The sequence below is a fragment of the Hyphomicrobiales bacterium genome (assembly GCA_002869065.1).
Classification (GTDB): Bacteria; Pseudomonadota; Alphaproteobacteria; order Rhizobiales; family Rhodobiaceae; genus Rhodobium.
Window position 1 is genome coordinate 1217393 of record PKTR01000002.1, and the last position, 14393, is coordinate 1231785.

The window sequence follows — 14393 nt, forward strand, 5'->3', positions numbered from 1 at the left end:
GTTTTTGTCTGTCGCTTCCCTGTGTCCGGTGCGGCGTTGCGGCTGCGGGTGTGGTCCGCGACCGCCCGACTCCAACGCTCGTGAGCACCGCCGGACGGCTTCTACTTATTTCGGAGGTTTTCGGTCGGTCCACACGAAAGCTTGTGTATGATTGTATTTGGGTATCGGAAAGGCCGGCTTTTCATGTAAAAATACGGTGAAATTAAGATATAATATCGCTAAATTCGTATTGATATGGCGTGATCTGATCATTAATTAAGTCTAAACTGTGGCCGCTGCTTGCGCCAAATCACGCTGCGAGCACCCGCGTTCGTCGGCGCAATTCGCGGCGCAGCTTGCGGAAACCGGGCATTCCGGGTAACCACCGTCTCGACATTTTCATCGAACAGCGAGGCGTGCGGAATCCATGTCGACTTTCAATCTTCTGCTCCTGCCGGGCGACGGCATCGGCCCGGAAATCATGGCCGAGGTCAAAAAGATCATCGACTGGATGAACGGCCGTGGCGGCGACACCTTCACTTATGAAGAGGATCTCGTCGGCGGGTCGGCCTATGACGCGCATGGCCAGGCCGTCTCCGACGCGACCATGGACAAGGCGTTGGCCGCCGATGCGGTCATTTTCGGCGCCGTTGGCGGGCCGAAGTGGGACGGCGTCCCGTACGAGGTGCGCCCGGAAGCGGGTCTGCTGCGGCTGCGCAAGGATCTGCAGCTGTTCGCCAATCTGCGTCCGGCGATCTGCTATCCCGCGCTTGCCGATTCCTCGTCGCTGAAGCGTGAGGTGGTCGAGGGGCTCGACATCCTGATCGTGCGCGAGCTGACCGGCGGCGTCTATTTCGGTGAGCCCAAGGAGATCACCGATCTCGGCAACGGCCAGAAGCGCGGCGTCGACACGCAGGTGTATGACACCTACGAAATCGAGCGTATCGCCCGGGTTGCCTTCGATCTCGCCAAGACGCGCGGCAACAAGGTGACGTCGATGGAAAAGCACAACGTGATGAAATCCGGTGTGCTCTGGAGGGACGTCGTCACCCAGGTGCATGCGGCGGAATACAAGGACGTCGAGTTCGGGAACATGCTGGCGGATGCCGGCGGCATGCAGCTCGTGCGCTGGCCGAAGCAGTTCGACGTCATCGTCACCGACAATCTGTTCGGCGACATGCTGTCGGACGTGGCGGCCATGCTGACCGGCTCGCTCGGCATGCTGCCGTCCGCCTCGCTCGGCGCGCCGGACGCCAAGACCGGCAAGCGCAAGGCGCTCTATGAGCCGGTGCACGGTTCGGCGCCGGACATCGCGGGAACGGGCGCGGCCAACCCGATCGCCATGATCGCGTCGTTTGCGATGGCGCTGCGCTACTCGCTCGGCCTCGTCGAGGACGCCGACAAGCTGGAAGCCGCGATCGCCGCGACGCTCGACCGCGGCCTGCGCACCGGCGATATCGCCCGCGACGGCGACACGGTGGTGTCGACCGCGGAAATGGGCACGGCGGTTCTCGAAGAGTTCCAGAAACTCTCGGCGTAACGCATCAATCGGCCGCACGCGATCATGCGCGGCGGCCATTTCGAACGAGTGGAAAAGGCGGGTCCGAAAGGGTCCGCCTTTTTACTTATGATCTTCTTCATGCCGACTTGGCCATAGGTATAATTTCCGTTATACTTTGTTTACGTAAAGTAAAATTGAGGAGGGTCATGCTGCTTCGCGCACTGCTCATCGCCGTTGCCGGCTGGTTGTGTTTTCTGCAGCCGGTTCAGGCGGAAACGCTCGTTCTGATCCAAGGCTATCTTGGCAGCGCGGGGAGCTGGCGGCATAGCGGCGTCGCCCCGGTGCTTGTCGCGAGCGGCTGGGCGGATGGCGGCCATCTGACGCTCGGTCCGCGCGGCGTTGCGGCTCTGACGGCGGCGCCAGACGCGGCGCAGCGCTTCTACACGCTCGATCTGCCGACCGAGGCGCCCGTCGGCGTGCAGGCGCGGCTGTTGAACGCCTATGTCGACTGGGTCGCGGCGCGTCACAAGGATGATCCGATCGTGCTGGTAGGCCATTCCGCCGGCGGTGTGGTCGCTCGCTTCGTCATGGTGACGCGGCGCGACAGGGCGGTGCGCGGCCTCATCACCATCGCCAGCCCGCATCTCGGCTCTGGCCTCGCCGACACCGCCTCGGCGATCGGCAACAGCCCGCTCGCCATGGTCGCGCCGTTGTTCGGCGGCGGCACGCTCAACCGCTCGCGCGGGCTCTATCAGGACCTCGGCACCGCCGGGCCGCAAAATCTGGTCGGCTGGCTCAACATGCAGACCCACCCGGACGCGCATTACGTTTCGGTGATCCGCACCGAGAACCCGCATCATCCCGGCGCCGGCGACGATGTCGCCGAGGGCTGGCGGCAGGATCTGCGCAATGTGCCGGCGTTGAAGGGCCGGGCGAAATCCTATGCGAGCCCCGGCGGCTACGAACTGCGCGCCGACGATGGCTACGTCATCGCCAATGTGGTGGAGGGGTTCGGGTTGGCTGGGGAGAGCACGAAGGCGAAGTGAGGGGGGAGAGCGCGCTCTACGCTCTCCCGTCATCCTCCGGCTTGACCGGAGGATCGCTTTCCACTCGGGCGATGGGTGTTGGTCGATCGAGGCCTGACCCGCTTTTTTCGTCCCCGGCCGCACCTCGCGTGCGCGTCGCCGGCCGATCCTCCGGTCAAGCCGGAGGATGACGTGCGGTGTGTTGGTCCTCCGCCCCGGCCCACACGCTCTGCCCAACCCCGCGCACTCCCCGTCACCCCGGACTTGATCCGGGGTCCAATGGCATTGGCCGGCGCGGAGGCGCTGGCGGATAGGGCAAAGCGTTTGCGCGGTGCCGATGCGGCTAGGGGCGGGGCTGTGAAACGCAGCACCGGCATACCGTTCCGAAAGGGGCAATGGATCCCGGGTCGCTGCTTCGCTGCACCCGGGATGACGGGGAGCGGGTGGTGAAGCCTCGGTGATAACGCACTCGCGGAGCGCCCGTTCGCGTTGCTCACTGACCTGCGCGAGCGCGCCCTTTCGGGCGACGGGCAGTCGGCCTTGCGAACCTGCGGCTCGGGTGTGCGATACGGCAACGGTTGGGGAGCAGGGATATGCCACCCTCTCTCCCGTCATCCTCCGGCTTGACCGGAGGATCGCTCTCCACTCGGGCGAGGGGTGTTGGTTGATCGCTCTCGGTTCGACTTCTTTGGTTCCCGGCCGTAACTTCCGTGCGTGTCGCCGGCCGATCCTCCGGTCAAGCCGGAGGATGACGTGCGGTATGTTGGTCCTCCGCCCCGGCCCACACGCTCTGCCCAACCCCGCGCACTCGGCGTCACCCCGGACTTGATCCGGGGTCCAATGGTGTTGGCCGGTGCAGAGGCGCTGGCGGGTGGGCAGAGCGGTTGCGATGTGAAGAGTACGGTTGGGGCTGAGCTAGCGAAAAAACCGCTCCGACATACCGTTCCGAAAGGGGCAATGGCTCCCGGCTCAAGGCCGGGATGACGGGGAGCGGGTGTTGAGAGCTGAGTGGCCGCGGGTATGAATTGACTGTTTGCGCGTTCGGCCCGGTCGGCGGCTTGGAAACCACTCCAAGCCTTGCCCCCTATCCCCATCTCCCGCTTGCCCCACCCCCTGCGACGCATCGCCCGGCTTTCGACTCGGCGTTGCCGCTCTCCGCCCAATTGACTTTTTCCGCCGTTTCCGCCAAGACTTCGCGCGGTTTTTGGCAAAGAGATCCGCGCGATGCACGTTCGCTTCTCCTTTGAGCGCTTCATTGCCGACGTGACCCCGGTCGCGGCGGGCGCTCGCGCTGTCTCGAAAACCTCCACCACGAAAACCACGACCACCGCCTGAAGGCTCCTCTCGTCCGCCGATGTTCTCCCCCGGCGCGGCGCGGGGGAAGCAAAAGCCTTGGGCCGGTGTCGCCGGTTTAGGGGCGGGGGAGAGGAACACGAAGGAACGGACTGATGGGTTACAAAGTCGCCGTCGTCGGTGCCACGGGCAATGTGGGCCGTGAGATGCTCGACATCCTCCACGAACGCGGATTTCCGGCCGACGAGGTCGTGCCGGTCGCCTCGCGGCGCAGCCAGGGCAAGGAAGTCTCCTACGGCGATACGACGCTGAAGGTGCAGGCCCTCGAACACGTCGATTTCTCCGACTTCGACCTCTGCCTGATGTCGGCGGGCGGTTCGCTGTCGAAGGAATGGTCGCCGAAGATCGGCGCGCAGGGCTGCGTCGTGATCGACAATTCGTCGGCCTGGCGGATGGATCCGGACGTGCCGCTGATCGTGCCGGAAGTGAATGCCGACGCGATCGTCGGCTACACCAGGAAAAACATCATCGCCAATCCGAACTGCTCGACGGCGCAGCTCGTCGTGGCGCTGAAGCCGCTGCACGACAAGGCCAAGATCACCCGCTGCGTGGTCGCGACCTATCAGTCGGTTTCGGGCGCCGGCAAGGACGCGATGGACGAGCTGTTCGAGCAGACGCGGGCGATCTTCGTCGGCGATCCGCTGGAGCCGAAGAAGTTCACCAAGCGCATCGCCTTCAACTGCATTCCTCATATCGACGTCTTCATGGAAGACGGCTTTACCAAGGAGGAATGGAAGATGACGGCCGAGACCAAGAAGATCCTCGATCCGAAGATCAAGCTGGTCGCGACCTGCGTGCGCGTACCGGTGTTCGTGTCGCATTCGGAATCGGTCAATATCGAGTTCGAGAACCCGATCTCGGCCGACGAAGCCCGCGACATCCTGCGCGAGGCGCCGGGTTGCCTCGTCGTCGACAAGCACGAGGACGCCGGCTACGTCACGCCCTACGAGGCGACCGGCGAGGACGCAACTTATATCAGCCGCATCCGCGAGGATCCGACCGTCGACAATGGTCTGGCGATGTGGGTGGTGTCGGACAATCTGCGCAAGGGCGCCGCGCTCAACACGATCCAGATCGCCGAGACGCTGGTCAATCGCGGCCTGATCAAGCCGAAGAAGGACGCCGCCTGAGCGGGCCTCGATTGGTCCGATTGAGCTTCGTTGACGACGAAACGGAACTGCCGAGCATATGAAAGGAGCGATCGCGAACCGGTCGCTCCTTTCTTCCTTTATTCGTTGTTACAACAACGGTTATTTGCAGCTCATATCGAGGGGCTGGGCTGCGCATGCACTGTCGCTGAAATCGACTTCGAGCGAATTGGTATTCGCGTGGACGCGTGCGCCCTGCATCCAATTCGCCATCTCCATCTGTCCTTCACCGCAGAACGGAAGCAGGACCTGTGCGACATTCCCGCTGGGCGGTGTGCCGACGAAATCGAAGTCTTGAATGCCATCCGCGGGTGGTTGGACATAGACGTGCGGAACCAGCGAGCCAGCGCTCCAGCCGGCGCTGGAGACGAGGCCCGTCGCATTGAGGACCAGGATCGATGGGTTGCTCTTCTGGATATAGAAGCAAACAGAATTCACTGAGTAGACATTCGAAGACATGACGTTTCCCCTCTTTTGGTTTCGGACCTGAGCGCTCTCAGGCAATCGCACTACGGATGGATGTCCGCGGCGATCACCTACAATTAAAAATAGAATAATTGAGCAATGCAATATTTGATTGCATTTCTGCGCTAGCACGATCTCGGGAAACGAACGCTGTGGACGTCAGAACACCATAGGCATTCGGCGTGAATCCTGCCCCGCATGAGGTTCAGGTAACCCGTCTAATCTTACGCGGCCCTGGCCATAATGCCGAGGGCGGAGAGGTCGGCGCGCAGTTTTTCGGGGCTTGAGAAATGCAGCGCCTCGAGGCCGGCAACGCGCGCGGCCTCCACATTGGCGAACCTGTCGTCGATGAACAGGGTGCGCGCCGGATCGACTCCGAAGCGCTTGATCGCGATGTCGAAGATGTAGGGATCCGGCTTCACGACGCCCTCGTGGGCGGAGACCACGATGTCGCGGAAATGCGAAAAGAACGGGAAGCGTTCCAGCGTTTCGGCAAACTTCTCGCGGCTGTAGTTGGTCAGCGCGAAAAGCGGCATGCCGGCCGCGGCCAGCTCTTCGAGCAGGGCGACGCTGCCCTCGATCGGACCGCGCACCATTTCCTGCCAGCGTTCGTCATAGGCGCGGATCAGCTTCTCATGCTGCGGGAAGAGTGCGAGGCGCTCGCCTATCCCTTGCGCGAAACTACGGCCGAGGTCCTGTTTTTCGTTCCAGTTGGGTGTGCAGACTTCGGCAAGAAACCGGTTTCGGTCCTCGGGGTTGGCGATCAGCTTGTCGTAGAGATAGTGCGGATCGTAATCGATCAGCACGTTGCCGACATCGAAGATCACGGCGTCGAACGCTAGGCCGGTGTTGAGGGTTGTCGCCATTTGTTGTCCTTTCTTGCGCGCCGATGGTCGGGGACGCGGCTGCTCCTACACGATTTCTGTCGCGCCCGTATGACACTTGGAAAACGGGCCATGCGCGGCAAACCGCGGCGCGCGTGCGCCGGGGAATGCAAGGTGCCGGAGCGGTTGGTGGTGGCAGCATCGATGCCAACAAGCGCAGATGCCAAGGCATCCACGCGTTGAAAAATTCGCAGATTTCCCAGCTATATCAGCGGCTTGAAAAATCGTTGAACGACAGACCGGGAGTCGTTTTCAAAGACACGCGGTCTCAGCCGAGCACTTTCGCCAGACGGGCAAGCGCTTCGTCGAGCACTTCGTCGCGCTTGGAGAAACAGAAGCGGACGAAATGGCGCGGCGGGTCGCTTTCGTAGAACGCGCTGACGGGAACCGCGGTGACGCCGGCCTCCAACGTCAAACGTCGGCAGACTTCGACATCGTCATCGCCCAGTTCCAGGGGCCGGATATCGGCTGTAATAAAATACGTACCCTCACAAGGTACGACGTCGAAGCCCAGATCCGCAAGGCCCCTGGCGAGCCGGTCGCGTTTCTTCTCAAGGTCGCCGGACAGGGCGTCGTAGTAGTCGTCGCCTTTTTTGAGTCCGAAGGCGACGGCCTTCTGCAGGTTCGGCGGCGTCGTAAAGGTGACGAACTGGTGCGCCTTGGCGATCGGCTGCAACAGGGCGGCGGGGGCCGTCACGTAGCCGACCTTCCAGCCGGTCAGCGAGAAGGTCTTGCCGGCGGAGCCGATGCGGATCGAACGCTCGCGCATGCCCGGCAGCGTCATCAGCGGGATGTGGCGGCGATCGTCGAACAGGATGTGCTCGTAGACCTCGTCGCAGACCGCATAGGCGTCGTGTTTCTCGACGAACTCGGCGATCAGCGCCAGTTCGTCGGCCGAAAACACCTTGCCGGCCGGGTTCTGCGGATTGTTGAGGAGCACGAACTTGGTCTTGTCGGAGAAGGCGGCTTCGAGCGCTTCTCGATCGAGCGACCAGGAGGGCGGCATCAACCGCACGAGCTTCGGCACGCCGCCGGCGCGGCGGATCATCGGCAGGTAGCAGTCGTAGAGCGGCTCGAAGACGACGACCTCGTCGCCCGGCTCGATCAGCGCCAGAAAGCAGTCGGCAAGCGCTTCAGTGGCGCCGGAGGTGACCATCACCTCGCTCTGCCAGTCGATGTCGAGACCGTAGAAGCGTTTGTTCGCTTCGGCGACGGCCTGGCGCAGCTCCGGCAGGCCGAGCATCGGCGGATATTGGTTGGGGCCGGTGACGGCGGTGTCGGCGGCAAGCTGGCGAACGTCCTCGGGCCCGTCGACATCGGGGAAGCCCTGGCCGAGATTGATCGCGCCATGCTCGATGGCGAGCCGCGACATGACCTCGAAGATCGTGGTGCCGAGGCCGGTATAGACGGAATTTGTGGGTTTCATGGCCGGCGGATCCTCGGGCTTTTGTTTATATCGGGCGGCGCCAGTCGACGAAAACCGCCGGAGCCGGCCTGAGCCATTATTCGACGGGGACGTATTCGCCCTTCTCGATATCGAGCCAGTGGAGCTTCGCCTCGGCGATATCGAAGCAGGCGCCGTGCACGCTGAGACGCCCGGCGGCGACGGCCTTGCGGACGCATTCGAAGGTCAGCAGGTTGTTGACCGAAATGCGCACGGCCTCGAACTCGGCCTCGGTCGAGCGATGGTCGTGATCGCAGCCCTCGCTGAGGCGATCCACCAGCGGCGGATCGGCGCGGTCGAGCATGCCGATCCACTTGCCGATGAAGTGGCCCGGACCCGGTTCGCGGTACTTGCCCTCGACATAGGCGCGGATGCCGCCGCAGCGGGTGTGGCCAAGGACAATGATCGAGGGGACGAGCAGGCCGTCGACGGCGAATTCGATGGCCGCCGAGGTGCCGTGATAGTCGCCGGTCTGTTCACCGGTCGGTTCTTCCGGCGGAACCAGGTTGGCGACGTTGCGGACGATGAACAGGTCGCCCGGGCCGGTGTCGAACACGCGCTGGGGTTCGACGCGGGCATCGGAACAGGCGACCACCATGGCGACCGGTGCCTGCCCGAGGCGGGCGAGCTGTTCGTAGCGACCGCGCTCGGCTTCGAAGCTGATGTCGCGAAAACGGCGGTAGCCGTTGAGGAGTGAGGTGGGGATCGTCGATATGGTCATGCGAATGCCTTAGGACGAGGTTCGGAAAAGGTCAATTGGCCGAGCGTATGTGGGGCCGCAAAACGTCTCCGGCAATGCGCGAAGCGTGCGGTTTTGTCGGGTTCTGGCCGGTTTGCCGTATTGTGATCATGCCGGCCGCGTTGCCTGTCACGGTGAAGCGCCGTCCGATCCCTCTCTCGTTAAACTCTTTTCGGGAACTTTCTGTAAGGTGCGTGCGTTCGGCTGAAATGGGCTGAAGAGGAGTGAAATCGTGGTCCGTATCCTGGTGATGTCCCTTGGCTGGCTGATGCTGAACATGCTTCCGGTGGCGGCGGCGCCGATTGCGTGCGGGGGTGTCGATATGCTCGCGACGCTGCGCGAGGAGGATGCTGCCAAATATCGGGAGCTGGTGGAAAAAGCGGGCGCCGTGCCGAACGGTCGTGGCCGGCTGTGGCGGATCGAGGTGCCGGGTGCCCGACCGTCCTACCTGTTCGGAACCATCCATTTCACCGACGAGCGGGTGCATGCGTTCCCGCAGAGCGTCATCGCCGCGCTCGACGAGGCAAAGGTCGGCGCGGTGGAATCGCTCGCCGTTCTCGATGACCCGATGGATCCTGCGGTGCTTGAGCGGGCCGGAGCGAACCCGATGCTGCCCGACGGTCAGACGCTCGACGATGTTCTCGACGAGAGCGATCGCAGCTTGCTGAAGTCCGCGATGGCGCGCCGCCTTCTGTCCTACGAGGTGCACAAGATCCAGAAGCCCTGGGTGGTGTCGCAGCTCCTCTCCTATCCGCCCTGCGAACTCGGCTCGCTGGTGCTCGGCAATCCGATCGTCGACAAGCGCGTCGCTGAAACCATCCGTCTCGAGGGCAAGACGCTGCTCGGGCTGGAAACCGCGGAAGAGCAGTTCGCCTCGCTCGACGGCATGCCGATAAAAACGCAGATTGCCCTGTTGCGCATGTCGGCACAGCTTTCGCCGCGCATCGACGACATTCATGAGACCTTCCTCAACCTCTACCGCGCGAGCGACATCGGCATGATCGACGCGCTGTCGGTCCATCTCGCCGGGCCGGATCTGGATCCTGCCGTCTATCGCGATTTCATGGACCACCTTCTGGTGCGTCGGAATGTGCGCATGCACGAACGCGCCCTGCCGCAGGTGAAGAAGGGCGGCATCTTCATCGCGGTCGGCGCGCTGCATCTGCCGGGCAAGGAGGGGCTCGTCGCGATGTTCCGCCGCGACGGTTACACGGTGACGCTGGTCGAGTAGCGGACCGGCGCGTTTTGACGCAAGCGCGCCACCTCGACATTGGAAGGATTGCCGGGGCGTTGCCGAACGGGCGATAACACACGCAACGATCCCGGTATTCGGGGACCAATGAAGAGCCGTTCGGGCAGGCAGCTTGCGCGCCCGGGCCGGCGGGGCAATCGAGGGTGGCGTCATGACCAAGACCAATTCCGGCAATTTCTTCGAGGATTTCACAGTCGGCCAGGTGATCCGCCATGCGACGCCGCGCACGGTGCACGCCGGCGACCAGGCGCTCTACACCGCGCTTTACGGGTCGCGCTTTGCCGTGCAGTCGTCGGACGCTTTCGCCCGCGCGCTCAACTACAAACACGCGCCGATCGATGATTTCCTCGTCTTCCACATTGTGTTCGGCAAGACGGTGCCGGACATCTCGCTCAATGCCGTTGCCAATCTCGGCTATGCGGGCTGCCGCTTCCTCGCCCCGGTTTATCCGGGCGACACGCTGTCGGCGGTGTCGGAAGTGATCGGGGTCAAGGAAAACTCCAACGGCAAGACCGGCGTCGTCTATGTGCGCTCGACCGGCTACAAGGCCGACGGCACCGAGGTGCTCGACTATGTCCGCTGGGTGATGGTCAGGAAGCGCGATCCGGGCGTCGCCGCGCCGCCGGCGCAGGTGCCGGAGCTGCCCTCGGTGCTCGGCCCGGAAGTGCTGGGCGATGCGGTGCCGCTGCTCGATATCGACGGCTGGGACGCGGATCTCGCCGGTACGCCGTTCCGCTGGGAAGACTATACGATCGGCGAGAAGATCGATCATGTCGACGGCATGACGGTCGAGGAAGCCGAGCATCAGATGGCGACCCGGCTGTACCAGAACACCGCCAAGGTGCATTTCAACCAGTTCACCGAGGGCCAGGGACGTTTCGGCCGCCGGCTGATCTATGGCGGTCACGTCATTTCGCTTGCCCGCGCGCTGTCGTTCAACGGGCTTGGTGCGGCGTTCCACGTCGCGGCGATCAATGGCGGCCGGCACGTCGCGCCGCTGTTTGCCGGCGAGACGGTGTTCGCCTGGTCGGAAGTGCTCGACAAGCACCTGCTGCGCGGGCGCGAGGACGTCGGCGCGGTGCGGCTGCGCACGGTGGCGACGAAGGACCGGCCGTGTGCCGACTTCCCGGCGAAGGACGGCGAGGGCAACTATCTCGACGGCGTCATCCTCGACCTCGACTACTGGGCGCTGATGCCGCTGTAGACGTCGCGGCGGGTTGGGCATCGTCGGTAGGTTCCAAGACGGCGTTTGTCCAAACCTCCCACGTCATCCTCCGACTTGATCGGAGGATCGCTCTCCTTTTGCGAAACCCGAGCGGTCAGGCGAAGGCGTTTGCCTGGCGCTCCGTCGCGAATGTCTGCGTCGTGGTCGTTGTTGACCGATCCTCCGGTCAAGCCGGAGGATGACGCAGGAGGGGCGGGAACCCGGAGGCGGACGAACGGAGAGGTGCCAGCGAGTAACGGCGGAAGAGGGTTGGGTTGCGTGTTTCCTCAATCGTGCGGGCATTCCGTGTCGACAGGGGGAATGGACCCCGGGTCAAGCCCGGGGTGACGCTGTGCAGTGGGATGCCGGTGGGAAGAAAAGCAAGCTGCTCGGCTCTCCCGCGCGACCCGAGTGCCGTCCAGGTCGCCTTCTTTGGCCGCATCTTTGTCGACGCCAATTGTTCCAATTGGCTGCACGATGCTCTAGAGCAGAGCGGCCGGCGGTTGCTCGACGACGACCGCGCGGCAGGTTTCTCGCGCCCGACGGACGGTTCATGGCTCCACCGCTTCTCACCCTGCAAAACGTTCATCTCACTTTCGGCGGCGACGCGCTGTTCGAGGGCGTCGATCTGACGGTGATGGAGCGCGACCGGCTTTGCCTTGTCGGCCGCAACGGCTCTGGAAAGTCGACGCTTTTGAAGATCGCAGCCGGACTGGTCGAGGCGGACAAGGGCGAGCGCTTCGTCAAGCCGGGCGTCACCGTGCGCTATCTGGAACAGGAGCCGGACCTTTCCGGCTTCGCGAGCGTCGGCGCCTATGTGGAGGCCGGGCTCGATGCTGGCTCCGATCCCTATCGCGGCGCCTATCTGCTCGACCATCTCGGCCTGTCGGCGGATCGCGAGCCAACCAATCTGTCGGGCGGCGAGGCGCGGCGGGCGGCGATCGCGCGGGTGCTCGCGCCCGAGCCCGATATCCTGTTCATGGACGAGCCGACCAACCATCTCGACCTGCCGGCGATCGAGTGGCTCGAAGAGGAGCTCGGCTCGTCGCGCTCGGCGGTGGTGCTGATCAGCCATGACCGCCGGTTTCTGGAAAATCTCTCGCGGCGCACGGTGTGGATCGATCGCGGGGCGGCGCGTACGCTGGAAAAGGGGTTCGCCCATTTCGAGACCTGGCGCGACGAGTTGCTCGATCAGGAAAGCCGCGAGCGGCACAAGCTCGAGCGCAAGATCGAGCGCGAGAATGACTGGATCACCTATGGTGTCTCGGCGCGGCGCAAGCGCAATGTGCGTCGGCTTGGCGAGTTGCAGACCCTGCGCGAGGAAAAGCAACGGCTGACGACGCGCGAGCGTGATGCGCGCGCCACCGTGACGATGAGTGCAGCCGAGGCACAGACCTCGGGCAAGCAGGTGATCGAGGCCGAGGGCATCTCGAAAAGCTATGACGGCAAGGCGATCGTCAAAAACCTGTCGGTGAAGATCAATCGCGGTGACCAGCTCGGCATCATCGGGCCGAACGGCGCCGGCAAGACGACGCTCTTGAAGCTGATCACCGGCGAGCTTGAACCGGACGAGGGGACCGTCAAGCTCGGTACTAAGCTCGATATCGTCACGCTCGACCAGCGCCGCGAACATCTGGCGCCGACGACCACGCTGTCGGATGCGCTGACCGAAGGGCGCGGCGACATGGTGATGGTCGGCGACACCCAGCGCCACGTCATCGGCTACATGAAGGACTTTCTGTTCAAGCCGGAACAGGCGCGGACCGCGATCGGTGCGCTGTCGGGCGGTGAACGCGGCCGGCTGATGCTGGCGCGGGCCTTTGCCCGGCCGTCGAACCTGATGGTACTCGACGAGCCGACCAACGATCTCGATCTGGAAACCCTCGACCTGCTGCAGGAGCTCTTGTCGGACTATTCCGGCACGGTGCTTTTGGTCAGCCACGATCGCGACTTCCTCGACCGGGTGGTGACGGGCGTGCTCGTCAGCGAGGGTGACGGTCGCTGGACGCCCTATGCCGGCGGCTATTCCGACATGGTGGCGCAGCGCAAGGCCGATGCACTAGCAGCAAAGCCGGCAAAAGACACAAAGCCGAAGGCGAAAGCAAAGGACGCGGGCGAGAGCGCAGTGGCGGCGAAAAAGCCGTCCGGTAGCGGGCTGTCGTTTACCGAGGAACACCAGCTCAAGAAGCTGCCGGGCGAGATCGAAAAGATCGAGAAGGCGCTCGGGCCGCTGCATGAAAAGCTCGCCGATCCGGCGCTGTTCCAGAAGAACCCGCAGGAATTCGATCGGCTCACGCGGGAAATCGGCAAGCTCGAGGAAGAGCGCGCGGCCAAGGAAGAGCTGTGGCTGGAACTCGAAATGCGGCGTGAGGAAGGCGCCTGAGATTTGCCAGTGCGGTGCGGCGATGCGCGCGGCGTCCGTTTGATCGTTGAGGCGTGGCGCCTGCCGCAAGTCTGTATACTCACAGCCGTCATGATTGATTCTTATCCTAGCGCATGGCCGGTGTGGCACGGTTTGCCGGCAAAGCGTCGAATAAGTGCGTCAGCGTGAAAAGGCAGGCGGAACGGACATTTATGCGAAAGATCGTCATCTTCAGCGATCTGGACGGAACCCTCCTCGATCACCGTAGCTATTCGCACGCCGCGGCGCGTGAGGCGCTTGCCGCGCTGAAGGACCAGGGCGTCCCGCTGGTGCTTGCGAGCAGCAAGACGGCATCGGAAATCGCACCGCTGCGGGCCGAGCTTGGTTTCGCGCACTGTCCAGCCATCGTCGAGAATGGCGCGGGTATTCTGCAGCCGGCGCGCGGGATCGACGCGCATATCGACGAACGTGACTACAACAGGCTTGTCGCCGCGGTGATGGCCCTGCCGGGAGCGGTTCGCCGGGGCTTTCGCGGCTTCTCCGACATGAGCGCCGGTGAGGTCGCGGAGATCACCGGCCTGTCGCTTGGCGACGCCGCAAACGCCAAGATGAGGCAGTTCTCAGAGCCGGGTTTGTGGAGCGGCGATGACGAGGGCCGCGCGCGGTTTCTTGCAGCGCTTGCGCCGGCCGGCATCGTCGCGAAACAGGGCGGGCGGTTTCTGACGCTTTCCTTTGGCGGCACCAAGGCCGACCGGATGGCGGACCTGGCTGCTTCGCTCGCTGACGGCGGCACGCCCTTTGTCGTTGCGCTCGGCGACGCGCCGAATGATGCGGAAATGCTCGGTCAGGCCGATATCGGCGTCATCGTCGCCAACCCGTCGGCGCCGCCGATGCCGGATATCGCGGTTCGCCCGGGGGCTGCGATCCTGCGCACCCGCGACGAAGGACCGGCTGGATGGAACGCTGCTATCCTCGCCATTCTTGCCGATTCTGAGGGCGCATCCTCTGCGCCCGCCTTCCAGTAACCCCAAGTCGAG

Annotated in this window: 11 protein-coding genes; 7 read left to right on the forward strand and 4 right to left on the reverse strand. The window is 63.7% G+C overall.

Annotated features, from left to right (window positions below; translation table 11 throughout):
* Positions 1-406 precede the first annotated feature (406 nt).
* The 3 genes from leuB to C0606_09325 all read left to right on the forward strand — a co-directional run bounded on the left by leuB (position 407) and on the right by C0606_09325 (position 4988).
* The gene (leuB, locus tag C0606_09315) at positions 407-1519 is read left to right on the forward strand and encodes a 3-isopropylmalate dehydrogenase (GenBank protein ID PLX38391.1); all 1113 of its coding nucleotides are present in this window, start codon (positions 407-409) and stop codon (positions 1517-1519) included.
* Between the two features lie 167 nt (positions 1520-1686).
* The gene (locus C0606_09320; protein PLX38392.1) at positions 1687-2526 is read left to right on the forward strand and encodes a hypothetical protein; all 840 of its coding nucleotides are present in this window, start codon (positions 1687-1689) and stop codon (positions 2524-2526) included.
* Between the two features lie 1427 nt (positions 2527-3953).
* Complete coding sequence (locus C0606_09325; protein ID PLX38393.1) at positions 3954-4988, forward strand: aspartate-semialdehyde dehydrogenase; 1035 nt, start codon at positions 3954-3956, stop codon at positions 4986-4988.
* Between the two features lie 120 nt (positions 4989-5108).
* On the opposite strand, the gene C0606_09330 is transcribed toward C0606_09325, so the two are convergent.
* The 4 genes from C0606_09330 to C0606_09345 all read right to left on the reverse strand — a co-directional run bounded on the left by C0606_09330 (position 5109) and on the right by C0606_09345 (position 8520).
* Complete coding sequence (locus C0606_09330; GenBank protein ID PLX38394.1) at positions 5109-5465, reverse strand: hypothetical protein; 357 nt, start codon at positions 5463-5465, stop codon at positions 5109-5111.
* A gap of 230 nt (positions 5466-5695) precedes the next feature.
* Positions 5696-6337, reverse strand: a complete 642-nt coding sequence (locus C0606_09335) for a 2-haloalkanoic acid dehalogenase (protein PLX38395.1) — start codon at positions 6335-6337, stop codon at positions 5696-5698.
* 286 nt (positions 6338-6623) lie between these two features.
* Complete coding sequence (locus tag C0606_09340) at positions 6624-7781, reverse strand: aminotransferase (GenBank protein ID PLX38396.1); 1158 nt, start codon at positions 7779-7781, stop codon at positions 6624-6626.
* Positions 7782-7857: 76 nt separating this feature from the next.
* Positions 7858-8520, reverse strand: a complete 663-nt coding sequence (locus C0606_09345) for a carbonate dehydratase (protein PLX38397.1) — start codon at positions 8518-8520, stop codon at positions 7858-7860.
* Positions 8521-8770: 250 nt separating this feature from the next.
* Between C0606_09345 and C0606_09350 the strand changes: the two genes are divergently transcribed.
* The 4 genes from C0606_09350 to C0606_09365 all read left to right on the forward strand — a co-directional run bounded on the left by C0606_09350 (position 8771) and on the right by C0606_09365 (position 14381).
* Positions 8771-9769, forward strand: a complete 999-nt coding sequence (locus C0606_09350) for a hypothetical protein (protein ID PLX38398.1) — start codon at positions 8771-8773, stop codon at positions 9767-9769.
* Positions 9770-9941: 172 nt separating this feature from the next.
* Complete coding sequence (locus C0606_09355; protein ID PLX38399.1) at positions 9942-10994, forward strand: hypothetical protein; 1053 nt, start codon at positions 9942-9944, stop codon at positions 10992-10994.
* 553 nt (positions 10995-11547) lie between these two features.
* Complete coding sequence (locus C0606_09360; GenBank protein ID PLX38400.1) at positions 11548-13377, forward strand: elongation factor 3; 1830 nt, start codon at positions 11548-11550, stop codon at positions 13375-13377.
* A 191-nt stretch (positions 13378-13568) separates the two neighbouring features.
* Complete coding sequence (locus C0606_09365; GenBank protein PLX38401.1) at positions 13569-14381, forward strand: mannosyl-3-phosphoglycerate phosphatase; 813 nt, start codon at positions 13569-13571, stop codon at positions 14379-14381.
* Positions 14382-14393 lie beyond the last annotated feature (12 nt).